Raw genomic sequence first — 24,535 nt, forward strand, 5'->3', positions numbered from 1 at the left:
TTTTTATGATTTAGGAGCCCATTCATTAAAGAACTCCTGCACTTTTTCCTTACTGTATCCTTTTCCTTCTTCAAGAACCGAACTGTCTTTTAAAACATGAACTATTTTGCCGTTTTTATCCAGGACAATGAAAAAAGGATAACCCAGCTTTTCTTTAATGTCTACATATTTGGAAAAAACTTTTTCATTTTTATTATCCGGTGAATAATTCAAGTGATAATATACATAGTTTTTATCTACAGTTTCCTTAAGTTCAGGGGTACTTTGAACAAAATTATTAAAACGGAGACACCAGATACACCAGTTTCCACCAGCCTGGATCATTATATTCTTCCCTTCTTTTTTAGCCTGGGCAATAAGTTTATTAATATCAGCTTCAGCATTCGCTTTAGGATCATAAGGTTTTGGCAGTTTGGCTTTTTCTTCTGCTGCTTTCTTTTTAGCATCCAGTTCTGCTTGATCAGCTTTTACCAGAAGAGCATTATCCTGCTTTCTTCCTTCCGGTGTGTTTGTTTTTTCCTGAGAAAAAGCAAGTATGCTTAATCCAAGAAAGGCTATGATCGACAATTTTTTCATAACATAAAAATAAAAAAAATAATACTTATCACAAGCAAAAATAGAACCATAATTTTATTATCACTAAATTTGCATGTTTTATGAATTTCCTGATCAAAATATTATATTTCATTTCCAAGCTTCCGCTTAAAGTATTGTATATTTTTTCGGACGTTATGTTTTTCTTAAACTATTATCTGGTAGGCTACCGGAAAAAGGTGATCACCCAGAATCTCAGAAATTCTTTTCCTGAAAAAACAGAAGAAGAAATCAGGGTTATCAGAAAGAAATTCTATCTTAATTTTTCCGATTATCTTGTAGAAACCATTAAGTCTTTCAGCATTTCCGAAACGGAATCAAGGGTCAGAATGCAGCATATCAATCAGGAAGTCTTCCATGAAGCTAAGGCAGAAGGTAAAAATGTGATCATGCTTGCCGGACATGTCTTTAACTGGGAGTGGATCAACGCCCTTGCGAGAATTATTCCACAGAAGCACTGCCATCCGGTCTACAGAAAGGTAAACAGCGATTTCTGGGAAAACCAGATGAAAGTAGTAAGGAACAAATTCGGGAATGAAGCACTTGAGGCCAATGAAGTAATTATGAATATCTTCAGATCCAAAAACGATGGTGAATCCGCTTATATGTTTGTGGCAGACCAAACACCGCACGTTGCTCATGTCAATTACGGATTGGAATTCCTTCACCAGAGAACACCCGCTTTTATCGGCTATGATAAGCTTGCTACCAGAATGGACCTTGCTTTCATCTACTGCGAAATGAAAAAGGTGAAACGCGGCTATTATCAGGTAAATTATCACAGGATATATCCCGAAGGTGAAAAGTTTGCAGAACATGAAGTGGTAAGAAAATTTCATCAGCTTCTTGAAAATACCTTACACAAGCATCCTGATAATTATCTCTGGTCCCACAGAAAATGGAAATACCAGGATTCCATTAAAACGTTTGATGCTGAAAAAATATAATCCTGATGCCAAACAATTTAGCAGTTGTCATTTTAAACTGGAATGGAAAAAACTGGCTTGAGAAGTTTCTTCCCAGTGTGGTCAGCTTTTCCCAAAATGCAGATATTTATATAATAGATAATCTTTCAACCGATGATTCTGTCTCTTTTATACAGGCTCATTTTCCTACCGTAAAAATTGTCAGAAACAATAAAAACTATGGTTTTGCAGGCGGATATAATGAAGGTTTAAAAGAAATAAAAAACGAATATTACTGCCTTCTCAATTCGGATGTAGAAGTTACCGAAAACTGGATCAGTCCTGTATTGGATTTATTTCAAAAAGATTCCTCCATCGCGGCAATACAGCCTAAAATATTATCCTTTAACAACAAAAAACAATTTGAGTTTGCAGGTGCAGCCGGAGGTCTTATCGACAATCTGGGCTATCCTTACTGCCGCGGACGAATATTTGATGATCTGGAAGAGGATAATGGGCAATATGACGACGAAACAGAAATTTTCTGGGCCTCCGGCTGCTGTTTCTTTATCCGTTCAGAGGACTTTTGGGAACAGAACGGTTTCGATGAAAGATTTTTCGCCCATCAGGAAGAAATTGATCTTTGCTGGCGACTGATCAACTCAGGAAAGAAAATTTTCTACACAGGCAGATCAAAAGTATATCATGTAGGCGGAGGAACCCTGAATAAGCAAAGCGCACAGAAAACGTATTTGAATATCCGGAATAACCTTTCTATGATGCTGAAAAACCTGCCATTCCCAAAGTTGATAGGGCTCATATTTTTCAGACTGTGCTTAGATGGAATTGCCGGGATTTATTTCGGGCTGAAAAATGGATTCCCCCATTTATGGGCTGTTGTGAGAGCTCATTTTGGGTTTTATGGCCAGCTCCCGCAAACCTGGAAACTACGGCAGAAGCATCAGAAATCTGAGTTTTATCAATCGAAATGGCTGATTTTTAAGCACTTTTTAGGTGGTAAATAGTTGTTCCGGGATTCGGGTTTCGTGATGCAAAATACGAGATTATAAATATGTTCAGGTTTAATTTTTCTAAGGACATCCTTTAATTCCCCTTCTGTGAAGGGATGGATTTTTGCAGAGCAAAAAGACGGGGTAGTTTAAAAATAATGACACATGAAACTGATCTCACAAAAATTTCATAACTTACATCTATAAACGACTTTACATTTAATTTAAATTCTTCACAACTAAAACATGGATTTTTGCGCAATAGACTTTGAAACCGCCACTCACGAAAAAAGCTCGGCTTGTGAAATGGGTATTTGTATTGTTCAGGATTCCAAAATTGTGGAAACGAAAACCTGGCTGATCAAGCCGCCCAGCTTTCCCTATTTCAGCAGATTTAATATTGGAGTTCACGGGATAACCCCTGAAGATGTGAAAGATGCCCCAACTTTTGATGAAATCTGGTACGAAGCTGAAGAAATGATGTATGGAACGCTGATGATTGCCCATAACGCAAGCTTTGACGCAGGTGTTTTAAGAGGTTGTTTCGAGCATTACGGCATGTTTACGCCAAAACTGAATTATCTCTGCAGCATTCAGCTGGCTAAAAAATCATGGAATTATCTTCCGAAATATGGTCTGAAGCATTTAGCGGAACATCACCAGATCAGCCTGAACCACCACCGGGCCGGCGATGATGCGGAAGCCTGTGCAAAAATTTCACTTCTGGCCTTTGAAAAACTGATCATGACAGAAAATGAAGAGATCCACGGTTCTTTTCTCAATAAGTATATCAAAAAACTGTAATAAAGCCACAAACTCTGTTTGCAGGCATATCTTAATTACTTAAAACTTCAGACAGCAGGTTGAATTTAGGAATTTCAATTTCGAAGGTTTCCTGGGTATCCATGTTTTTAACAAGGTATTTTCCGCTCATGTTTCCTACTCCGGACCGAAGCATTACATTGGAGAAATAAGCGAAATTTTCGTTTATAGGAATCTCTGGTGTCAATCCTATTACCCCATCTCCTATAATCTCAGTGTATCCAAAACCTACGTCGAAAATCAGCCATTTTCTTTTAAGCACTTTAATGGGAAAGCTGCCTTCATTTTCTATCGTAATATTATACTTGAAGACGTAACGGTTTTCAGATGGATAACTGTTTTTACTATCATATTCAGGTATTACTGAAACTTTGATATTGGAAGTCATTTTTGAGAACATCATCTTAGTATTTTCTTAAGAGATACAAAAATCTCGCCTTTTTGGGGCGAGATTGTGTTAATATTAAAATTTCTTAAATTTTATAATCCAAGACCTTTTCTTTCGTCACCTCCCATTAGTATTTCAACAGGATTGTCGATACCTTCTTTTACCGCTACAAGGAATCCTACAGATTCTTTTCCGTCGATAATTCTGTGGTCATAAGACATCGCTACATACATCATTGGTCTGATCACTACTTGTCCGTCAACCGCTACCGGTCTCTGGATGATGTTGTGCATTCCTAGAATAGCAGATTGTGGAGGGTTAATGATCGGTGTAGACATCATAGATCCGAAAGTACCACCATTGGTAATAGTGAATGTACCTCCAGTCATTTCATCAACCGTAATTTTACCGTCTCTTACTTTGGTAGCAAGATCTTTGATATTGGCCTCAACTCCTGCGAAAGACATGTTTTCAGCATTTCTCAATACCGGAACCATTAATCCTTTAGGACCTGAAACGGCAATTGAAATATCGCAGAAGTCATAGTTTACTTTGAAATCTCCGTCAATAGATGCATTTACATCCGGATACATCTGTAACGCTCTTGTCACTGCTTTTGTAAAGAAAGACATGAAACCAAGTCCTACTCCGTGCTTCTGAGCAAATTCTTCTTTGTATTGCTTTCTTAATCTGAAGATTTCAGACATGTCAACTTCATTGAAAGTCGTTAACATTGCTGTTTCGTTCTTTACAGCAACCAATCTTGAAGCAATTTTTCTTCTTAGAACTGAAAGTTTAGTCGTTGTAGTTGTACGTGCACCTGTTGCTGTGGAAGGGCTTCCTCCTAAAGCAGGAACGGCAGCCAATTCTGCATCAGTTTTAGTAATTCTTCCGTCTCTTCCGCTTCCTGAAACCTGTCCGGCTTCAATACCTTTCTCGTCAAGAATTTTTTTAGCCGCCGGAGATGGAGCTCCTGTTGCATAAGTTTGCGGAGCAGCTACGGGAGCAGCTGGTTTTGGAGCTTCCTGTTTAGCCGGTTCAGCAGCTTTCGGAGCCTCCTCCTGTTTTGGAGCTTCAGCAGCTGGAGCGCTTGCACCTTCAGGCTTGGCAGCATCCATATCAATTAAACAAACTACCTGGCCAACCTGTACTACATCACCCTCTTCTGCTTTTAATGTGATCACACCGCTTTGTTCTGCAGGTAATTCAAGAGTTGCTTTATCTGAGTCTACTTCTGCGATGGGCTGATCTTTTTCTACATAATCACCATCTTTCACAAGCCAAGTTGCAATTTCAACTTCTGTAATGGATTCTCCCGGTGAAGGAACTTTCATTTCTAAAACTGACATATTGAGTATTTTTTATTTTTTTAATTGGATATTATTCTTAATTACGCTGTAACAGGTCTTTTTACAGGAGCATCATCTCTGTCGAAAACTCTGTTGATTACTGCATTCTGGTTTTTTTCAAACATTTTGTGGCTTCCCGGAGCCGGAGCACCGCTTGGTACCGGAGCTATTACCTGGATTCCCGTATCTCTGAAGTTTCTCAGGATGTAAGACCATGCCCCCATGTTTTCAGGTTCTTCCTGAGCCCACACCAGTTGCGTTCTGTTATCATATTTGCTGAAGATCGCTTCAATAGCATCTGTCTGAAGCGGATATAGCTGCTCGAATCTTACCAGGGCAATATTTTCACAGTTAAGCTCTTCTTTCTTCGCCAATAATTCGAAGTATAATTTACCTGAACACAATACTAATTTTTCTACTTTTTTAGGATCTGCTGAAGGATCGTCCAGGATTGGCTGGAATGAACCGTTTGCAAAATCTTCAAGCGGAGAAACCACTTTAGGATGTCTCAGTAAAGATTTAGGGCTCATTACGATCAACGGCTTTCTGAATGACCATTTAAGCTGTCTTCTCAATAAGTGGAAGTAGTTGGCAGGAGAAGTGATATTGGCTACCACCATATTTTCGTTCGCACAAAGCGTTAAGAATCTTTCTAATCTTGCTGAAGAGTGTTCTGCACCCTGACCTTCCGAACCGTGAGGCAACAGCATCACCAATCCGTCCTGAATTTTCCATTTCTCTTCTGCAGCTGCCAGATATTGGTCAACGATGATCTGAGCACCGTTCACAAAGTCTCCGAACTGAGCTTCCCAGATAGTTAATGTATTAGGAGAAGCCATAGCATATCCGTAATCGAAACCTAGAACCCCATATTCAGAAAGGTGAGAGTTATAAACATCAAATCTGCTTTCTGATACGTGTCTTAACGGGATATATTCTTCTTCTGTATCCTCAGTTTTTACAACAGCATGTCTGTGAGAGAATGTTCCTCTTTCCACATCTTCCCCTGAAATTCTTACATTATGCCCTTCCACAAGAAGTGTAGCATAAGCTAACCATTCTCCTAATGCCCAGTCTAATGAATTTCCTTCAATAGCCTTGATACGGTTTTCGAATAGTCTTGTAATTTTATTGATGAACTTTTTATCAGCAGGAAGGGTTGACATTTTAATGGCCAGCTCCTTCAGCTTCTCTAAGTTATATTTTGTATCTACAGGAATCTGAACGGCTCCTCTTTTCCCGATCGGATAATTGGTCCAGTCTTCAGCCATGAACAGATCCATTACATTCTTCTCGATCTCTTTGGACGCGTCAAAATCTTTATCCAGAAGAGCTTTGAATTCCGTTTCCATTTTAGCAATCACATCGTTGGAAGTAATGCTGTCTTTAAGCAATTTATCTTTATAAATTTCTCTTGGATTCGGGTGTTTTGAAATTGTTTTATACAGATTAGGCTGTGTAAATCTTGGCTCATCACCTTCATTGTGCCCATATTTTCTATATCCTAAAAGGTCGATGTAAACATCTTTACCGAATTTTGCTCTGAAATCGGCTGCAAAGTGAATGGCATGAACAACAGCTTCAGCATCATCTGCATTGACGTGCATTACAGGAGATTCTGTAACTTTTGCAATGTCTGTACAATATGTTGAAGATCTTGCATCCATATAATTGGTTGTAAATGAAACCTGGTTATTGACAACAATATGAACCGTACCTCCTGTTCTGTACCCTTCCAAAGTCATCATCTGGGCAACTTCGTAAGCAATACCTTGCCCGGCAATCGCTCCATCACCATGGATGATGATTGGTAATACTTTAGAGTAGTCTTTATACTTATCATCTACTTTGGCACGGCAGATCCCCTCTACAAGGGCAGCCACTGTTTCAAGGTGAGACGGGTTAGGCGTCAGATTAATAGAAACCTCTTCTCCTGAAGCTGTTTTGATCTTTTTAGATGATCCCAAGTGGTATTTAACGTCACCGGAGAATACGTCTTCTTCAAATTCCTTCCCTTCAAATTCCGAGAAAATCTGCTTGTAAGATTTCCCGAAAATATTGGTGAGTACATTCAATCTACCTCTGTGGGCCATTCCCAATACCACTTCATCCACTCCCAGCTGAGAAGATCTTGTGATTAACTGATCCAAAGCAGGAATCAATGTTTCCCCTCCTTCCAGTGAGAATCTTTTCTGTCCTACAAATTTTGTATGAAGATAGTTTTCAAAAGCTACTGCCTGATTTAATTTTAATAAAATCTCAGTTTTTTCATTTGCCGAAAGATTCGGGTGGTTTTCATTTACCTGAAGCCATTTTTTGATGAAATCTTTTTCTTCAACATTGTTGATGTGCATATATTCCACACCGATAGAATCGCAGTAGATATTTTCCAGATGCTTAATCAGATCTGCCAGTGTGGCAGGCTCTTTCATTCCTGTTTCAACGGCACAGTTGAATTTTGTATTTAAATCTTCTTTGGAAAGACCGAAGTTTTCTATGTCTAAAGTAGGCGTATAGTGTCTTCTTTCTCTTACAGGGTTTGTTTTTGTAAACAGGTGCCCTCTCGTTCTGTAAGCCTCGATAAGGTTGACTACTTTGAATTCTTTTTTGATGTGCTCAGGAATTTCTCCACCGGCTGCTGCCTGAGAAATCTGCTGTACTGCCGGAGCAGTGCTGGCCGGAGCCTGGATGTATTGGATGTTATCGTCATCTCCGTAGTTCTCCAAAGCAAAATCAAACCCTTGAAAAAAGGCTTTCCATGATGGCTCTAAAGAATCCGGGAATTTTAAATATTGTTGGTATAAATCCTCAATTAACTGAGAATGAGCTGCGTTTAGGAATGAAAATCTGTCCATTATTACAGTTTATCTATTATTAAAATTTATTTGTAGAATTAATCTTCAAATTTAATAAAAAAAACCGAGTTAAGACAGCCTGAAACCGTTAAAAAAAATTAAGAAAAAAATAATCGAAAAAAAATTACTTATATACTGATAATGAGAGCTTAATGTTTACTTCCTGCCCTTCAACCGGACGTTCAATAAAGGTCTGACGGATATCCCCGAAGCGCATCTCATCTTTTTTGGCCTTCTGAATCAGCTGCTGAACTGCCCGTATTCTGCCTTCGTAATTTCCTTTGTAGTAAATTACATAGTTTTGGGAAGGATTGACGGTGCGGAAACTGAAATTATTATCCGGAACCCCGATCTTCTTGGAAAGAGGAATTCCCATGAAATAGGAAACTTCTTTGTCTTTATAGTTATCGGCATCGGTAATCAGTACCGGAAAGCCGAATTCATCGTCTTTTTTGCCAAGATCCATCGTCACATAGTTATAAACTTTGCTGTAATTCATAACGATATTTTTATAAAGTGCCTCTTTTTTGTTGGATGCGCTTACATTAATTCCCAGAAGCAGCTTACTTTCTTCATTTTCTACCATTAAACTGTCGTATTTAATGGAAGCCATCTGGTTATCTTTTTCTACTTTATTCCCCAGTACATTTTTCAGATTCACCATACTTTTGTTGATGTTTTCGGCAAACCGGTCTTCTGTCCAGAAATTTTCCACTCTTCTCAGTACGGAAAGTTTAGGAGTATGCACATACCACGTAATTTTTGTTTTATCCGGAGAAACTGCCTTGAACTGAACATCCACCACCGTGGGGTTTTCATTCCGGTCTTCAAAAAGCTGGTATCTCAGACTTTTTGCCGGATTTTCATAGCGGATGAACATTTCCCCATCCGTATCATTTTTGGGGTCTACATAACTGATAGCGCTTCCCTGGCCTTCGTAAGGCGTATAATAGTCTATATCAACAGATGGTGAACTTGTGAAAAAATTGTTCCATCTGGTAAAATGCTGCAGATTATTAAACTGGGAAAAGACCTTGTCTAAAGGATAATCAATCTCCTTTTCAATCTTAAAATCCTTGTTTTCGTCCACAAAAAAATACATGGAAGCAGCATAAGCTCCTACCAAAAGAACAACAATTACGGCTATTATTTTAAAAAAACGCATCGCACAAAAGTAATACAAATAAAAAAAGTGACCAATATGTTGATCACTCTAGTTGTATGTTTAACAATAATTAACCTGAAAAATGGAGATTGATAAAGGATGATGAAGCATTGCTCTACAATCTGACTCCTGATAGATTTTTATAAACATTAAAGCTTACTTATAAAATTTGAGTCTTATAAAATAACTGATGGGATTTTATAGAACTCAAATTTCTATCATTGCTTCCATACTTCTTCATATTACCCGATATGGGTTCCTGAAGGAAGAACGGCTCCTTTTTTCACCACTACAATTCCATCCTGAACGGAATGGGTTCCGTAGTCGCCATCCGGAATGTGTTTTCCTCCTATAATTTTCACATTATCACCAATGTAGCAATTTTTATCAAGTATCGCTTTTTCAATATAACAGTATTTGCCGATGCCCATGTTCGGGCGTCCGTTTCTGTCGTTGAGGACAATTTCTGTGGTATTCTGGTAAAAATCAGCACCCATGACATAAGAGTTCACAATGGTACTTCCTTTGTCTATTCTTGTTCTGTTTCCAATGACAGAATTTTCGATCTTATCGGCCATAATGATGCATCCGTCTCCGAAAACAGCTTTACTTACATACGAACCGTTGATTTTTGACGGCGGAAGCATTCTGGCTCTTGTATAGATAGGCGAAGAGGAGAAAAGGTTAAACTGCGGAAAATCCTGGCATAAATCCAGATTGGCCTCATAAAAAGATTCTATCGTTCCGATATCTGTCCAGTATCCTTCATACTGATAGCTTAATGTTTTATATTTCCCGATTGAATTCGGAATAATATCTTTCCCGAAATCATCACCGGCTCCTTCTTCAAACATCTTTTTAAGAATGGTCCTTGTGAAAATATAAATTCCCATCGAGGCCAGGTATTCTTTTCCTTTATGTTTGTTTTCTTCCGAAACTTCAGATTTCAGCCCTTCCAGAATATCATACTCGGGTTTTTCATAGAAAGATGTAATGTTTCCGTCATCATCAGACTTTAAAATTCCGAACCCTGTGGCATCCTTTGCCACTACAGGAATAGTTGCAATGGTGACATCACCTCCGTTTTCGATATGAAAATCCAGCATTTCCCTGAAATCCATCTGGTAAAGCTGGTCACCGGAAAGAATCAGAATATAATCATAGTCATATTTCTCAAGATGCTTCATAGACTGGCGGACGGCATCTGCCGTTCCCTGGTACCAGCTGTCGTTTTCCACATTCTGCTCGGCTGCAAGAATATCTACAAAGCCTTTGCTGAAAATATCAAAGTGATAAGAGTTCTTGATATGTGAATTTAAAGAAGCTGAGTTGAACTGTGTTAAAACCAGTATTTTGTTCAATCCTGAATTCAGACAGTTGGAAATAGGAATATCTACCAGTCTGTATTTTCCTGCAATAGGAACAGCCGGTTTTGATCTTGAATACGTTAACGGGAATAATCTTGTTCCCCTGCCGCCTCCCAATACAATGGAGATTACATTTCGTTTCATATATATCGTGCGTTTTATTGAATTATGTTTACTGTTTTATTCTTAGTGTTTACTGTAAGTCTGAAGCATTCTTTATTCTCATATTTGAGTTTGTTATTGTAAACAATAACCCTGAAATCACCATCATTATTAAGCTCAGATACTTCTTTATCTACATCATAGATTTCTATATAATATTTTTTCAGTTCGTTTCTGAATAATTTATTGGTGATCAAAATATCCATTACATCTACCTTTTTTGTGATAAAATCATTCATATCTTTGCTATACAAAGCCTGCCAGCCTTTTCCGTATTTACGATCCAAAGCTGCATAGGTCCTTTTATTGGCTGCATTGACGGCTTTCTCCTGTCCGGGCTCAATCATACAACCTGTTACAGCATAATGTTTGATTTTCCATTTTTCCGAGATACCATCCATTGCTTCCTGTGCTCCCATTACCGGAAGCCCATATCCGTAAATCCAGTAATATCCTCCATAATAGCTTCCTTCATCTTTTTTACATGAAAAAAGTGTGATCATCATTACGAAGAGAAACCCGGAAACTTTCATAACATCAGTTATTATATAAAGCTATATATTTCTCTGCAGATTTTTCCCATGCAAAATCAAAATTCATATTGGCATGGATGAGATCTTCCATTACGCCTTTCTGATTGTAGATGGCAAGTGCTCTATTCATGGCATGTACAATATCATCTACTCCCGGATAGGTAAAATTCAATCCGGCCCCTCCGGTTGAAATATCTTCTACCGTATCCCTTAGACCTCCGGTATATCGTACGACAGGAACTGTTCCATATCTCATGGAATACATCTGGTTCAGTCCGCAAGGTTCCACTCTTGAAGGCATCAGCAGAAAGTCTGCCGAAGCATAAATCTTATGGGAAAGATACTCTTTATATCCAAGATCCAATGCGAAATTGGTATAGGTATACTCGTATTCTTTCAGCTTATTTTCTATATAGGAATTCCCTGAGCCCAAAATCATGATATTCAGTGCCCCATAACTCTGTTTAATGCTTTTCCAGACCACATCCGGCAGGAGATCCGCCCCTTTTTCGGTGGCAAATCTTCCGATAAAGGCAAATAACGGTAATTCAGGCTTCAAACCATATTCTTTGCAAAGCTTTTCTTTGTTCTTCTTTTTCTGAGCTACAGCATTTTTACTATTAAAATTAAAATCCAGCATCGGATCGGTTTCGGGATCCCAGACTTCCGTATCAATCCCATTGATAATTCCATAAGCTTTTCCAAACTCCTGACGCACCAGACTTTCAAGTCCGCGGAAGCTGATAAAAAGTTCTTCCAGATATCCTTCCGAAACTGTTGTGAAAGCATCAGCGCATTTGATCATGCTTGCCAGTGGATTCATGTACCCGTTCCAGTCCATCAGGCCCCATTTGTAGGAATCAAAAGAAGGCATATAGTTCGCCATATTCCAGCTCATCATGCCCTGATATTCTCCATTATGGATCGTACCTATTGTTTTTACGCCTTTTAAAAATTCAAATTCAGGACAATGTTGGGTCATAAAAGGCACCAGTCCTGTATGATAATCGTGGCAGTGCAGTACATCGGGACGGATTTCCATGGCACTCAGCCAGTGAAGTACACCGTGCTGGAATGCCAGAAACTGGAAGCTTTCATCCTGGTAACCGTAAGGATTATCCCTGTCTAAAAGACCGGGAACTTTAACCATATAAAGCTCAAATCCCAAAGCGTTTGTCTTCTCCTTCATTACCTGAACCTGAAGCATATTCTCGGCCTGATGAATAAACCCATCAAAAACTATGTCAAACTCATGATCATGAACAAAAGATTTGTTGTACCAGGGCATCACTACCTTTGCCTCTATTCCTTTTATTTTATTCTGATATTTCGGCAGCGCCCCCACAACATCTGCAAGCCCGCCTACTTTAGCTACCGGATAACATTCTGTACTTAAATGATATATTACCATAATTTCAGTGTCATTTGTATTTCATATTCATTTTTAATCTTCTCCATGATAATGATTATTTCTTATGTTGCTTTATTCTCTGTAATTTGTACTTTCTATCTTTTTTCTGTCTTAAAATAATTCCTGCGAGCGGTGGCAGTTTTAAAGTAATGGATCTGGGATGTCTCATCCATTCTTCATTCTTTTCATTCAGAATATCAGCTTCTACACCGCTTCCACTATATCCGGGGGCATCCGAATTGAAAATAACTTCCCAATGGGTTCCTGCATTCACTCCTATGGTATATTCCAGAACCTGAGGAATCAGATTGAGAACCACCATTAAAACATCATCTCTCCTTTTGCCTTTTCTGAGGTATACGTAAACGGAATTTTCAAGGTCATCGGCCTCTATCCATTCAAAACCATGTTTATCAAACTGATTTTCATAAAAAGCAGTTTCATTGCGGTATAAGTGGTTCAGGTCTTTTACCAGAGCCAGCATTCCTTGATGAACAGGATACTGCAGCAGGTGCCAATCAAGGCTGCGGGTGAAATTCCATTCCCCGGTTTGTGCAAATTCATCACCCATAAAGAGAAGCTTAGCTCCCGGATGGGTATACATATAAACATACAAGGACCTGAGATTCGCAAACTTCTGCCATTCATCCCCAGGCATTTTATAGATCAGGCTTGCTTTTCCGTGTACCACTTCATCATGTGACAGCGGCATCATATAATTTTCATTATACATATACACAGAAGCAAAAGTAATTTTATGATGATGATACTTTCTGTTGACCGGTTCTTCTTTAAAGTAGTCCAGCGTATCATGCATCCATCCCATCATCCATTTCATTCCAAAACCTACTCCACCATCATGAACAGGTTTTGTAAGCATTGGGAAATCTGAACTTTCTTCTGCTATTGTCATAATACCGTCTCCGAATTCCTTATAAACCGCCGTATTGAATTCCTGCAGGAAAGCTTTGGCTTCAAAGTTAACATTTCCACCTTCAATATTAGGTTCCCACTCCCCTTCATTCCTTGAATAATCCAGGTGAAGCATTGAGGTGACCGCATCTACACGGAGCCCGTCTGCATGGTAACGTTCCAACCAGAACATAGCATTGGAAATAAGGAAGGATTTCACTTCATTCCTGCCGTAATTGAAAATATAGGATTTCCAGTCGGGATGAAATCCTTTTCTGGGGTCTTCATGTTCATAAAGGTAAGAACCATCAAAACGATGAAGTCCATTAGCGTCTCCCGGAAAATGGGATGGCACCCAATCCAGAATAACACCAATATCATTTTTGTGAAGTTCATTGATCAGGAACATGAGATCCTGCGGTGAGCCGAAACGAGAAGTAGCAGCATAGAACCCGGTAATCTGGTATCCCCAGCTCGGGTCATAAGGATATTCCATAACCGGCATGAACTCCACATGAGTAAAACCCATTTCCTTTATATAGGGAACCAGTTTTTCAGCAATATCACGATAATTTAAATATTGATCGGGAGCATTGACATCTCTCACCCAGGAGCCCAGATGAATCTCGTAAACGGATAAAGGAGCATTTAAGGCATTGTTTTTCCGGCGGTTCTCCATCCATTCCTTGTCGTTCCATTCATACCAGGTAGTGGAAACCAGCGAGGCCGCCTGCAGATTTTGCTCCCAGCTCAGGGCAAAAGGATCACTTTTCTCCAGGATTTCACCTCTGGCAGTTTCTATAGCATATTTATACAGTGTACCCCATGCAAGGCCGTCAATAAAACCTTCCCAGATCCCGGACCCGTCCCATCGCGGAAAAAGAATATGATCTTTATGATTCCAGTTATTGAAATTTCCTATAACGGACACTTTCGTGGCATTGGGAGCCCACACTGAAAAATAGATGCCTTTTACCCCATCTTTTTCAGCAGAATGTGCCCCAAATTTCCCATACAGCTTATAGTGCCTGCCTTCTTTGAAAAGGTAGACATCATGATCAGTAAACAGCGTATAGGTTTTAACAGAATTCATCAAGATATCGTTGTACTTTATTTTTCTTTGAAACTACGAAAATTCCCTGCAATAACGATTAATTATTGAACAAATAATTATTATGTTAATTCGGCTCTTTTTGGCCCATTTATCAAATATATTATTTTTTACATTCACTTTTTTATGATTTTAAAACAATCTTTTTTATAAATTTAGCTTCAAATTATTTTTTAAACACATACGATGAAGTTCGAACTTTATACTGAAGAAAGCGACGACAGACCGGTATACATCACCGGAAATTTCAACAACTGGAATCCCAGAGACTCCAATTATCAGCTTAAACAGCTGGATCCGAACAATTATTTCATAGAGATTGACGACCAGATCCTTCCCGATACCGTAGAGTACAAATTCACCAAAGGAGGCTGGGAAAATGTGGAGCTCGATAAATACGGGAATATCACACCGAACCGGAAAGCTGAAAAAACAGCCGGTAAAACATCGGATATCATAGAAAAATGGAGGCTCAACTGGGGCCCTTTTAAAAAAGAGTTTTTCCCGATTGCAGAAGTTATTTCGGATGAATTCTACATTCCGCAGCTTGACCGTTACCGGAAAGTATGGGCTGTACTTCCTTATGATTATTACGTTTCTGAAAAAAGCTATCCTGTGCTTTACCTTCAGGATGCCCAGAATCTTTTTAACGAAGGAAGCGGCTACGGAAACTGGGAAATAGATAAAAAACTGTCTATACTTGCTGAATACGGCCGTGGAGACATCATTATTATCGCCATAGAACATGGCAGTGAAGAACGTATCAAAGAATATATTTTCGATAATGATAATGTAGCGAACGGCTCAGAGGGCAAGAAATACATCCGCTTTATCACGGACACCCTGAAACCCTTCGTGGATGAACATTACAGAACCAAGAAAGACCGCGATAATACAGGTATAGGCGGAAGCTCCTTAGGGGCTTTGATCAGTATTTACAGTGGATTTCTTTATCCCGAAGTTTATTCCAAATTACTAATTTTCTCTCCCTCGCTTTGGGTAGAACCCAACAATAATTTCCCGATGATGAACTTCAGAATTCCATTTAAAACAAAAATATATTTGTACGGAGGAGGCCAGGAAGGATCTAAAATGGTAAAAAGGATCTATGTATTTGAAGAATACTTAAGACGTTGGGAAAAGAAAAACCTTTTTGACTTTGAGTTCAAAACCAGCATCAATCCGGAAGGAACCCACAGTGAATTTTACTGGTCGCAGGAATTCCCGAGAGCCATTGAATGGCTTTTCTATGACAACACAGAAAATCCTGTAGAAGTAACACCGCAGCAACAAAGCATTAAAAATTAAGCTTATGAAATTAATCAATAAAAAAAATAAAAAATATACCCAGATCTTTCAGCTTTTTACAGAGGAAGAATGGACAAAATCCGGTAAAAATTATAATAAAAATATTTCTTCCTTTTTCTCCGGAAAGAAATATGAGGTTTTCATTCTTACTAACGAGGAAAGCATTACCTATCTGATTGGGCTAGGGAAATCGGCAATGCAGAATTTTGAAATTCAGCAGGTTGCCATTAAATTTTCTCAAACGCAGAAAGAAAAAATCCAGATAGTTCCTACTCTTGTTTTAGCAGATTTCCTGAAAGAAAAACAGTTTGAAGAATTTGTAAAAGGACTGCTTTTCGGGACATACAAGTATCCTTTTGATAAGAAGCATGCATTTTGGAACCCTAAATTTGAGATTCATTTTGAAAATTTAAGCCAGAAAAAACTGGATTCAATCGGTGCAAAATCCGAAGCACTGGCGAATGGTCAAACTGCCTGCCAGGAATGGCTGAATAAACCCGCCAATTTTAAGAAGCCTGATATTCTAAGCTTATATTTAAAAAACCTGGCCAAGAAGTATGACTTAAAATATACCGTATTTAACAGAAAAAAATGTGAAGAGCTCGGGCTTGGTGCTTATCTTTCCGTTAACCAGGGAAGCGCTTATGATGCAGCGTTCACTATCATTGAATATAAAACAACAGTTAAAAATGCCAAAACATTTGGTCTGGTAGGAAAATGTGTTCTCTTTGATACGGGAGGTATTTCCCTGAAAGACCATAACAATATGCACTATATGAAATCCGATATGGGAGGCGCTACGGCCGTTATAGGAACCCTGATTTATGCAGCAGAAATGCAGATTCCCGTTAATATTGTAGCCATACTTCCTATCACAGACAATGCTATTTCTGAAAAAGCTTTCCTTCCAAGCGATGTCATTACGGCCTACAACGGTAAAACCATTGAGGTTCTCAATACAGATGCGGAAGGCAGGATGATCCTTGCCGACGGGCTTTCCTATATGGCTAAAAATTACAAAACAGATTTTCTGATTGATCTTGCCACACTTACTGGAAGCTCTGTCAGAATGTTTGGTGATACCTGCGGAGCTCTGTTTTCCAATAATGATGAGCTGAAAAACCTTCTGATAAAAACAGGAGACCAAACCAATCAGAGGCTGTGGAATCTTCCTTTATGGGAGATATGGAAAGACGATATCCAATCTGATGTGGCAGACCTAAAAAACATCTCTATGAAGCCTATTGGAGACTGCATTATAGCAGCCAAATTCCTGGAACAGTTTATAGAAAACCATCCTAAATGGGCCCATCTCGACATTGCAGGAGTAGCATTCGGAAGCACGGGATATTCAAAAGAAAAAGCAGCAACCGGCTTTGGAGTGCAATTATTGGCCGATTTAATTGAAAATTATCATTAAAAATTAGTTTTTTTCAAAATTTCTCTGTATACTTGATTAGGTGTTTTCAAAAACGCAGTTTATTATGATTTTTAACATTAATTAATCAATAAAAAATTGCTTTTATTTTTGATAATTTACCAAAAACTAAAAAACATTATATGGAGGAGAAAACTATAGTATGTATTTCGTGCTATTACAAGGGCTATGATTTCATGGATGAAATGAAAAAGCTCGGTAACAAAATTATCCTGGTAACATCAGAAGGCCTTAAAGAAAAAAACTGGCCATGGCATGCTATTGATGAAGTATTTTATATGGCTGAATTAAAGCCGTCTGTCTGGAACCTCGACCATCTTGTTCAGGGATTTTCACACCTGATGCAAACCAGAAAGGTAGATGCTGTAGTTGCATTAGACGACTATGATGTAGAAAAGGCAGCCCTGATCAGGGAAACATTCCGTATTCCAGGGATGGGACAGACTACACACCGCTATTTCAGAGATAAGCTGGCTATGCGTCAGAAAGCAAAAGATTCGGGAATTGGCGTTCCGGAATTTACAGCTGTTTTTAATAATGATGAAGTGAACAGCTTTACAGAGAAAGTTCCTGCTCCCTGGGTATTAAAACCCCGCTCAGAAGCATCAGCATCAGGAATTAAGAAATTTTCTTCCAAAGATGAGCTCTGGAACGAACTGAATGCCCTTGGTGAAGAACGGCATTTGTTTCTGCTGGAAAGCTTTAAACCCGGAGATGTCTATCATGTGGACAGCCTGACTTTTAATAAAGAGATTATATTTACTTCTGCTTCAAAATATCTTGCCCCACCCATGCAGGTCTCTCATGAAGGCGGTGTATTCAGGTCTAAGACCTTAGGAAGATATTCTGATGAATTTAAGGCACTTGAAGAAGCTAATGCCAAAGTTCTTTCCAGCTTCGGATTAATGAACGGAGCTACTCACACTGAATTTATCCGCGGAAAAGCGGACGGAAAATGGTATTTCCTTGAAACATCCTCCAGAGTTGGCGGTGCACACATTCCGGATCTTGTTGAAGCTTCAAGCAATATTAATATCTGGCGGGAATGGGCCAGGATTGAAGATGCCCTTCTCCGTGGAAAAAGCTATCAGGCTTCAAAACCCACAGGCTATTATTCAGGGCTCATCATTGCCCTGATAAAAGATAAAGAGCCCGATTACAGTGTTTTCAAAAGCGAGGAAGCGGTAAAATTTCTTCCTATTGACCATCATGTAGGAATTGTTTACAAATCCAGCGATCCGGATATTATACAGCAAAGGTTGGACAGCGCTGCCGAAAAGATCCAGGCTGAAATGCTGAATATTCTTCCACCCAAAAGCAAACTGACAAGCTAAAACACAAAATAATAAAAGAAACTAATCAATGCCGCATATAGAACATACAGATTATTATTCAAACATATTAGGAACAAGTCTTAAAGTAGAAGTTACGGGACATTACGGGTATCCCATTGTTATGTTTCCTACTTCCCAGGGACAATATACCCAAAATCACGACTTTCACCTCAACGGAAGCATCAACTGGTTTATAGAACAGGGAAAAGTAAAGCTTTATAATATTCAGACTATTGACAGCTGGAGTTTTTATGATGAAAAAATTTCTCCCCAGCAAAGAATTAAGAATTATGAGCTTTACGTACAGTTTCTGATTCAGGAATTCATCCCGTATATCCAGAAGATCCATCAGACACATCGGGTCGCAGTGGCGGGAGCAAGTTTCGGGGGGTATCATGCTGCCAATTTTGCTTTCAGATTTCCGGATGTGGTTTCTCATCTGTTCTGTCTTTCGGGAGCATTCAGCATCAGGAATTTCATGGACGGATATTCAGACGAGCTCGTTTACTTTAACTGTCCGAGGGAGTTCGTCAAGAATGACGAAGCCTGGAAATACAAACATATGCACATTGTACTGAGCACTTCAGATCAGGACATCTGCAGGGATAAAAACCTTGAAATGGCAGATATCTTAAGTTCAAAAGGAATTGATTTCTGGTACGATGAAAGAAAATGGATCAATCACGACTGGCCCTTATGGAGAATGGTCTTTCCAACCTTTATAGGTGCATTTTTTTAAAAACAGTATATCTAAGAAAATTAAAATAATAACATACACCAATTTAAAAACAGAAATTATGGCAAAAAAAGTGGGAATTCTATTCGGTATGGAGGATACATTTCCTTGGGCGTTTATCGACAAAGTAAATGAGCTGGGCGGCGGTGAGATTATTGCCGAAGCAGTAAATATCGACAAACTGGAGCAAGGTGCTGATTACGGCTATGCAGTCATTATCGACAGAATTTCGCAGGATGTTCCTTTTTACAGAGCTTATTTAAAAAATGCCGCACTTAACGGAACTTATGTAATTAATAACCCATTCTGGTGGAGCGCTGATGAAAAGTTCTTCAACAATGCGCTGATGACAAAACTGGGAATTCCACTTCCTAAAACAGTTCTGCTTCCTTCGCACGAAAGGCCTACAGACACTTCCGAAACATCATTCAGAAACCTGAAATTCCCTCACGACTGGGAATATATTTTCAATTATGTAGGATTTCCGGCTTATATGAAACCTCATGACGGAGGCGGATGGAAAAGTGTATACAGAGTAGAGAACCCTGAGGATCTTTGGGATAAATTAAGTGAAACCGAGCAGCTGGTGATGATGGTACAGGAAGAGATTGTCTTTGATGATTACTACAGAGTTTACTGCCTGGGTAAAAAATATGTTCACATCATGCCTTACGAGCCACGTAATCCGCATCATCTGAGGTATGCCACTACCCACCAGACTCAGGGCGAAGATCTTGAAAAATTATTAAAAACAATCCACGATTATACGATTAAAATGAATGAAGCTCTCGGCTACGATTTCAATACCGTGGAATTTGCCATCAGAGACGGGATTCCATATGCTATCGATTTCTGTAATCCGGCGCCTGATGCCGACAGAAATTCTGTAGGTGAAGAAAACTTTGCCTGGATCGTAGAACATGCAGCCCAACTTGCCATTGAAAAAGCAAAAGAATATGTTCCCGGAAAACCTAATATTTCCTGGGGAACTTTTGTAAAAGACTCCGTAAAATAAAACATTAAAAATAAAAAGACACGAAAAAAAATGCATCAATTTACTATAGGAATCGAGGAAGAATATCAGATCATTGATGTTGAGAGCAGAGACTTAATATCTCATGTTTCGAAAATTATTGAAGGAGGAAAAGCTGTTTTAAGTGAGAACTTAAAACACGAAATGCATGAGTCCATGATCGAAATGGAAACCGGCATCTGTCAGAATATTAAAGAAGCCAGAACGGAATTAACAAACCTGAGAAGGCACTTAATCAATACAGCTCATGAACAGGGACTTCGGGTATCCGGAGGAGGAACCCATCCGTTTTCAAACTGGGAACATAATACCATTACTAACGGCGAGCGTTATAATAAAATTGTAGATGATATGGGTGATGTTGCCCGCGGAAATTTAATTTTCGGGCTCCATGTTCATATCGGAATTCCCAACCGTGAAGAAGGGGTAAGAATCCAGAATGTAATGCGTTATTTTCTTCCGCATGTGTATGCTCTTTCCACCAATTCTCCTTTCTGGATAGGAAGGAGTACCGGATTTAAGTCTTACAGGCAGGAAATTTTTGTAAAATTCCCGAGAACAGGTATTCCCAGTTACTTCAATTCCCTTGCTGAGTTCGATAGTTATGTTGATCTTCTGGTAAAAACAGGAACCATAGACAATGCCAAGAAGATCTGGTGGGATCTGAGGGTGCATCCATTCTACCCTACTATTGAATTCAGGATTTGTGACATGCCTTTAAGATTAGAGGAAACGGTTTGCCTGGCAGCCATTATGCAGAGTCTGGTAGCCAAAATTTATAAGCTTCATCAGCAAAATTTAAGTTTCAGAAGCTATAGAAGATTGCTGCTGAACGAAAACAAATGGAGAGCCTCCAAAAGCGGCATTGAGGCCCATCTGATTGATTTTGGAAAAGAAGAATCCGTTCCTTATCCTCATCTTTTGAAAGAACTTCTTGAATTTATTGATGACGTTGTCGATGAGCTCGACTGCAGAAAAGAAGTTGAGTATGCCTGGACTATTTTAGAAAACGGAACAGGAGCCGACAGACAGCTTAAAGTGTTTAATGAAACAGGTGATCTTACTAAAGTAGTAGATTATATGATCTCGGAAACAGAGTATGGCATAACACATGGCGAAACCGCTTCATAATATTTTTGGTAACTTTGCAAAAAATATGAAGTAGTATGAAAGATATTCGAATTGCATTGATAGACATGAACAATAACCATGTAAATCAAGGCTTTAGAAATATTAAAGAAATTTCAGAAGCATTCCAGCAGAGTTCTGAAGAAAACGTGACCATCGAAACATTTGATGTAAGGTTCAAGAATGAAATGCCGGACATTAATGATTTTGATATCTTTATTTCTTCAGGAGGTCCCGGAAACCCGCACAGAGAAGGTTTTGAGTGGGAAGATAAATATGCTGCCTTCCTGGATGCCGTTTTAGACCATAATCAATACAATGAAGATAAAAAATATCTGTTCCTGATCTGCCATTCATTTCAATTGGCGAGCATCCACTGGAAACTGGGTAATATCTGCAAAAGAAAATCTTATTCTTTCGGGGTAATGCCGGTTCACAAAACAGAGGAAGGTGAGCAGGAGTTTTTATTTAAAAACCTTCAGGATCCTTTCTATGCTGTAGATTCCAGAGCTTATCAGTTCATTGAACCGGACATGGACCGTTTTGATGAATTGGGAATGAAAATTATGGCTATTGAAAAATTCAGACCACATATTAACCTGGAAAGAGCAGTTATGGCTGTACGTTTCTCAGATGAAATATTCGGGACACAGTTCCATCCGGAAGCAGATCCGAAAGGCATGATCGAAAACCTGAAAGACGAAAAAAATAAAGAAGCCATGATCGAGAACTTCGGAATGGAAAAATACCTTGAAACGGTAGACAGAATAGATGATGAAGACAAGATTATTCTTACCAGAAGCCAGATCCTGCCGAGATTCCTTCAGTCTGCAAAAAAAAACATTTTGAAGGGAAGTGAAGCTTTGGCTTAAACTTTTTATTGAATGAAATATGCTTCGACTGCGCTCAGCATGACAACGCTAAAAAGACAATTCCTATTAGAAATGTCATGCTGAACGGAGTCGGAGCAGTAATAAATAAGACATTCTTTTAATCATCATGAAATTAAATCGGGCACACAGCTCGATTTTTTAAATCAAAACCACAAAGAAAAAATATGATCCCAAAATACAGAAAACAGTTCAACCAGGAATTTTCACAGGAAAAATACGATCAGCTTAAAGAAAAACTTGCTCAGAAAGGAGGTATTGCACCGGCATTCAGAATTTCAGAAAGCCCGTTATTTCTTTCCAATGAATTTAAGAACAAACTTCTTGATGCCAGCGAAAGCATTATTGACCAGATTAAACAACTTCCTGCTGAAACCCTCTATAAAGCTGTTCCGGACAACTGCAGAGTTCCCAATGACACGCTTCAACCTCACTTTTTCACTATTGATTTCGGGATCTGCCGAAGCGAAAACGGAAACATTGAGCCACAACTGATAGAACTGCAGGCTTTTCCTTCATTATATGCCTTTCAAAAGGTATTTGAGGATACTTTTTGTGAGGTCTACCCTTTCCTCTCGGATATCAGGAATACAATGCCGCATTCTGAGTTCAAAAATCATTTAAAGAAGCTGATCATTGGTGATGAAAATCCTGAAAACGTTGTTCTCCTTGAAATATTTCCTGAAAAACAGAAAACGGCAATTGATTTTGCATTAACAGAACAATTATTAGGAATAAAAACGATCTGCCTGACGAAAGTAAAGAAAGAAGGAAGAAAATTATTTTATGAAAACAATGGAAAAACCGTTGAAATCAAAAGAATTTACAACCGTGTTATCTTTGATGAATTAGACAGAATTCCGGATTTAAAAGCCGGCTTTGATTTCCGTGATGATATTGATGTAAAATGGATTACTCACCCTAACTGGTTCTTTAAAATATCTAAATTTCTTCTTCCGATCCTGAAACATCAGTTTGTTCCTAAAAGCTACTTTCTGCATGAGTTTCCAGAGCATGAAAATCTTGAAAATTTTGTACTGAAACCTTTATTTTCATTTGCAGGAAGCGGAGTGAATTTAAATCCGACAAAAGAAATCACAGAAGCTATTGAGGATAAAGAAAATTATATTTTACAGAGAAAAGTAATTTACGAACCGGTTTTTGAAGACATCAACGGTGAGTTTTCAAAAGCGGAAATCCGGTTGCTATACATCTGGCATGAAAACGACGAGCGACCTATCCTGCTTAAAAATCTTGGAAGAATGACCAAAGCGGCAATGGTGAACGTGGATTTCAATAAAAAAGATGCGATCTGGATTGGAAGTTCCAATGCTTTTTTTGCAGAGGAATAATCTGGGATTAAAATATCATGCAAATATTCAAATAACTATCCTTCTGAGTTCAGAGGGATTCGTTATTTTTGTGAGATCACGCTTATATGATTTGTCTTAAATTATATTTGACATAACAAAATAAAAATAATGACTCTTAAAAATGCTGATGAACTGGTTTTTCAACCGCTTGGTCTGAAACTTTCAGATATTGAAGAAGATATAGAATCTAAAGATTATTCCGGCTGCAGCTTTACCTTAAATGAACTCAATATTAAATTCCGAACAGCGAAAATAACACCGACTAAAACAGGCCAGTTCGTTACCATCTGGAAACGTAATGAAAAAGGAGAAACAGCTCCGTTTGATTCCAATGACCCATTTGATTTTTATTTGATTTCCGCTTCTACCAATCATAACAGAGGAATTTTTATATTTCCTAAACATATCCTGACAGAAAAAGGAATTTTATCCCACGGCAAAAAAATGGGTAAAAGAGGAATAAGGGTATATCCAGGCTGGGATATTACGGAAAGCAAACAGGCAATTGCCACCCAAAAATGGCAAACCGTTTATTTTATTGATCTTTCTCAGATTGAAAAATCATATCTTCAAAAAGCCAGAGTATTATTTGATCTGAAGTGACTTATCCTTATTTTTTAAAACGCAAAGAATCTATTTCATCTGCCTTATTTTAAGTAAGCTAAGAATTGAATCAACTACATTGATTTGACTAAGCGGATATTATAACCA

Annotated in this window: 21 protein-coding genes; 12 read left to right on the forward strand and 9 right to left on the reverse strand. The window is 38.6% G+C overall.

The annotated features are described in order from the left end of the window. Positions 1–3 precede the first annotated feature (3 nt). The gene (locus ACM40_RS18895) at positions 4–576 is read right to left on the reverse strand and encodes a thioredoxin family protein (protein WP_048504332.1); all 573 of its coding nucleotides are present in this window, start codon (positions 574–576) and stop codon (positions 4–6) included. 80 nt (positions 577–656) lie between these two features. Between ACM40_RS18895 and ACM40_RS18900 the strand changes: the two genes are divergently transcribed. From ACM40_RS18900 to ACM40_RS18910, 3 genes are all read left to right on the forward strand, one after another. Continuing rightward, positions 657–1,541 carry a lysophospholipid acyltransferase family protein gene (locus ACM40_RS18900; protein WP_048504333.1) on the forward strand — a complete coding sequence of 295 codons (885 nt, stop codon included), beginning with the start codon at positions 657–659 and terminating at the stop codon, positions 1,539–1,541. 5 nt (positions 1,542–1,546) lie between these two features. Continuing rightward, positions 1,547–2,524, forward strand: a complete 978-nt coding sequence (locus tag ACM40_RS18905; protein ID WP_048504334.1) for a glycosyltransferase family 2 protein — start codon at positions 1,547–1,549, stop codon at positions 2,522–2,524. Between the two features lie 231 nt (positions 2,525–2,755). Continuing rightward, positions 2,756–3,313: a 3'-5' exonuclease gene (locus ACM40_RS18910; protein ID WP_048504335.1), complete on the forward strand. Its 558-nt coding sequence runs from the start codon at positions 2,756–2,758 to the stop codon at positions 3,311–3,313. A gap of 31 nt (positions 3,314–3,344) precedes the next feature. Here the strand turns inward: ACM40_RS18910 and apaG are convergent, their stop codons facing one another. The 8 genes from apaG to glgB form a co-directional block, all read right to left on the reverse strand. Next, entirely contained in the window at positions 3,345–3,734 is a 390-nt protein-coding gene (gene apaG, locus ACM40_RS18915; protein WP_048504336.1) for a Co2+/Mg2+ efflux protein ApaG, read from the reverse strand. A 77-nt stretch (positions 3,735–3,811) separates the two neighbouring features. Then, the gene (odhB, locus tag ACM40_RS18920; RefSeq protein WP_040994778.1) at positions 3,812–5,068 is read right to left on the reverse strand and encodes a 2-oxoglutarate dehydrogenase complex dihydrolipoyllysine-residue succinyltransferase; all 1,257 of its coding nucleotides are present in this window, start codon (positions 5,066–5,068) and stop codon (positions 3,812–3,814) included. A 41-nt stretch (positions 5,069–5,109) separates the two neighbouring features. Beyond that, entirely contained in the window at positions 5,110–7,923 is a 2,814-nt protein-coding gene (locus ACM40_RS18925) for a 2-oxoglutarate dehydrogenase E1 component (protein ID WP_048504337.1), read from the reverse strand. Positions 7,924–8,047: 124 nt separating this feature from the next. Then, a complete protein-coding gene (locus ACM40_RS18930; protein WP_048504338.1) occupies positions 8,048–9,088 on the reverse strand; it encodes an SRPBCC domain-containing protein in 1,041 nt (346 codons plus the stop codon). A 242-nt stretch (positions 9,089–9,330) separates the two neighbouring features. Then, positions 9,331–10,599 (reverse strand): glucose-1-phosphate adenylyltransferase, encoded by a 1,269-nt coding sequence (locus ACM40_RS18935; RefSeq protein ID WP_048504339.1) that lies wholly within the window; start codon positions 10,597–10,599, stop codon positions 9,331–9,333. Positions 10,600–10,613: 14 nt separating this feature from the next. Then, positions 10,614–11,150: a hypothetical protein gene (locus tag ACM40_RS18940; protein WP_048504340.1), complete on the reverse strand. Its 537-nt coding sequence runs from the start codon at positions 11,148–11,150 to the stop codon at positions 10,614–10,616. A gap of 4 nt (positions 11,151–11,154) precedes the next feature. Continuing rightward, positions 11,155–12,561: a glycogen synthase gene (locus ACM40_RS18945; RefSeq protein ID WP_048504341.1), complete on the reverse strand. Its 1,407-nt coding sequence runs from the start codon at positions 12,559–12,561 to the stop codon at positions 11,155–11,157. Positions 12,562–12,616: 55 nt separating this feature from the next. Next, positions 12,617–14,566 (reverse strand): 1,4-alpha-glucan branching protein GlgB, encoded by a 1,950-nt coding sequence (gene glgB / locus ACM40_RS18950; RefSeq protein WP_048504520.1) that lies wholly within the window; start codon positions 14,564–14,566, stop codon positions 12,617–12,619. A gap of 204 nt (positions 14,567–14,770) precedes the next feature. On the opposite strand from glgB, the gene ACM40_RS18955 reads away from it, so the two are divergent. The 9 genes from ACM40_RS18955 to ACM40_RS18995 all read left to right on the forward strand — a co-directional run bounded on the left by ACM40_RS18955 (position 14,771) and on the right by ACM40_RS18995 (position 24,427). Continuing rightward, positions 14,771–15,892, forward strand: coding sequence for an alpha/beta hydrolase-fold protein (locus ACM40_RS18955; protein ID WP_048504342.1), 1,122 nt, complete (start codon positions 14,771–14,773; stop codon positions 15,890–15,892). Positions 15,893–15,896: 4 nt separating this feature from the next. After that, complete coding sequence (locus tag ACM40_RS18960) at positions 15,897–17,312, forward strand: leucyl aminopeptidase family protein (protein WP_048504343.1); 1,416 nt, start codon at positions 15,897–15,899, stop codon at positions 17,310–17,312. A gap of 140 nt (positions 17,313–17,452) precedes the next feature. Continuing rightward, positions 17,453–18,664: an acetyl-CoA carboxylase biotin carboxylase subunit family protein gene (locus ACM40_RS18965; RefSeq protein ID WP_048504344.1), complete on the forward strand. Its 1,212-nt coding sequence runs from the start codon at positions 17,453–17,455 to the stop codon at positions 18,662–18,664. A 28-nt stretch (positions 18,665–18,692) separates the two neighbouring features. Further along, a complete protein-coding gene (locus ACM40_RS18970) occupies positions 18,693–19,403 on the forward strand; it encodes an alpha/beta hydrolase-fold protein (RefSeq protein WP_048504345.1) in 711 nt (236 codons plus the stop codon). A gap of 58 nt (positions 19,404–19,461) precedes the next feature. Beyond that, positions 19,462–20,415: a RimK family alpha-L-glutamate ligase gene (locus tag ACM40_RS18975; protein WP_048504521.1), complete on the forward strand. Its 954-nt coding sequence runs from the start codon at positions 19,462–19,464 to the stop codon at positions 20,413–20,415. 30 nt (positions 20,416–20,445) lie between these two features. Next, entirely contained in the window at positions 20,446–21,564 is a 1,119-nt protein-coding gene (locus ACM40_RS18980) for a carboxylate-amine ligase (RefSeq protein WP_040994761.1), read from the forward strand. Between the two features lie 35 nt (positions 21,565–21,599). Beyond that, positions 21,600–22,433: a type 1 glutamine amidotransferase gene (locus ACM40_RS18985; RefSeq protein ID WP_048504346.1), complete on the forward strand. Its 834-nt coding sequence runs from the start codon at positions 21,600–21,602 to the stop codon at positions 22,431–22,433. A gap of 185 nt (positions 22,434–22,618) precedes the next feature. Then, positions 22,619–23,803 carry a hypothetical protein gene (locus tag ACM40_RS18990; RefSeq protein WP_048504347.1) on the forward strand — a complete coding sequence of 395 codons (1,185 nt, stop codon included), beginning with the start codon at positions 22,619–22,621 and terminating at the stop codon, positions 23,801–23,803. Positions 23,804–23,932: 129 nt separating this feature from the next. Further along, positions 23,933–24,427 carry a MepB family protein gene (locus ACM40_RS18995; RefSeq protein ID WP_048504348.1) on the forward strand — a complete coding sequence of 165 codons (495 nt, stop codon included), beginning with the start codon at positions 23,933–23,935 and terminating at the stop codon, positions 24,425–24,427. Positions 24,428–24,535 lie beyond the last annotated feature (108 nt).

Origin of the sequence: Chryseobacterium sp. BLS98 (assembly GCF_001045445.1) — a bacterium.
In the GTDB taxonomy this organism is placed as follows: Bacteria; Bacteroidota; Bacteroidia; order Flavobacteriales; family Weeksellaceae; genus Chryseobacterium.

Excerpts from the sequence above, each read along its gene's own strand:
- ACM40_RS18895 (WP_048504332.1), bottom strand. The coding sequence starts at position 576 with ATGAAAAAATTGTCGATCATAGCCTTTCTTGGATTAAGCATACTTGCT.
- ACM40_RS18900 (WP_048504333.1), top strand. The coding sequence starts at position 657 with ATGAATTTCCTGATCAAAATATTATATTTCATTTCCAAGCTTCCGCTT.
- ACM40_RS18905 (WP_048504334.1), top strand. The coding sequence starts at position 1,547 with ATGCCAAACAATTTAGCAGTTGTCATTTTAAACTGGAATGGAAAAAAC.
- ACM40_RS18910 (WP_048504335.1), top strand. The coding sequence starts at position 2,756 with ATGGATTTTTGCGCAATAGACTTTGAAACCGCCACTCACGAAAAAAGC.
- apaG (WP_048504336.1), bottom strand. The coding sequence starts at position 3,734 with ATGATGTTCTCAAAAATGACTTCCAATATCAAAGTTTCAGTAATACCT.
- odhB (WP_040994778.1), bottom strand. The coding sequence starts at position 5,068 with ATGTCAGTTTTAGAAATGAAAGTTCCTTCACCGGGAGAATCCATTACA.
- ACM40_RS18925 (WP_048504337.1), bottom strand. The coding sequence starts at position 7,923 with ATGGACAGATTTTCATTCCTAAACGCAGCTCATTCTCAGTTAATTGAG.
- ACM40_RS18930 (WP_048504338.1), bottom strand. The coding sequence starts at position 9,088 with ATGCGTTTTTTTAAAATAATAGCCGTAATTGTTGTTCTTTTGGTAGGA.
- ACM40_RS18935 (WP_048504339.1), bottom strand. The coding sequence starts at position 10,599 with ATGAAACGAAATGTAATCTCCATTGTATTGGGAGGCGGCAGGGGAACA.
- ACM40_RS18940 (WP_048504340.1), bottom strand. The coding sequence starts at position 11,150 with ATGAAAGTTTCCGGGTTTCTCTTCGTAATGATGATCACACTTTTTTCA.
- ACM40_RS18945 (WP_048504341.1), bottom strand. The coding sequence starts at position 12,561 with ATGGTAATATATCATTTAAGTACAGAATGTTATCCGGTAGCTAAAGTA.
- glgB (WP_048504520.1), bottom strand. The coding sequence starts at position 14,566 with ATGAATTCTGTTAAAACCTATACGCTGTTTACTGATCATGATGTCTAC.
- ACM40_RS18955 (WP_048504342.1), top strand. The coding sequence starts at position 14,771 with ATGAAGTTCGAACTTTATACTGAAGAAAGCGACGACAGACCGGTATAC.
- ACM40_RS18960 (WP_048504343.1), top strand. The coding sequence starts at position 15,897 with ATGAAATTAATCAATAAAAAAAATAAAAAATATACCCAGATCTTTCAG.
- ACM40_RS18965 (WP_048504344.1), top strand. The coding sequence starts at position 17,453 with ATGGAGGAGAAAACTATAGTATGTATTTCGTGCTATTACAAGGGCTAT.
- ACM40_RS18970 (WP_048504345.1), top strand. The coding sequence starts at position 18,693 with ATGCCGCATATAGAACATACAGATTATTATTCAAACATATTAGGAACA.
- ACM40_RS18975 (WP_048504521.1), top strand. The coding sequence starts at position 19,462 with ATGGCAAAAAAAGTGGGAATTCTATTCGGTATGGAGGATACATTTCCT.
- ACM40_RS18980 (WP_040994761.1), top strand. The coding sequence starts at position 20,446 with ATGCATCAATTTACTATAGGAATCGAGGAAGAATATCAGATCATTGAT.
- ACM40_RS18985 (WP_048504346.1), top strand. The coding sequence starts at position 21,600 with ATGAAAGATATTCGAATTGCATTGATAGACATGAACAATAACCATGTA.
- ACM40_RS18990 (WP_048504347.1), top strand. The coding sequence starts at position 22,619 with ATGATCCCAAAATACAGAAAACAGTTCAACCAGGAATTTTCACAGGAA.
- ACM40_RS18995 (WP_048504348.1), top strand. The coding sequence starts at position 23,933 with ATGACTCTTAAAAATGCTGATGAACTGGTTTTTCAACCGCTTGGTCTG.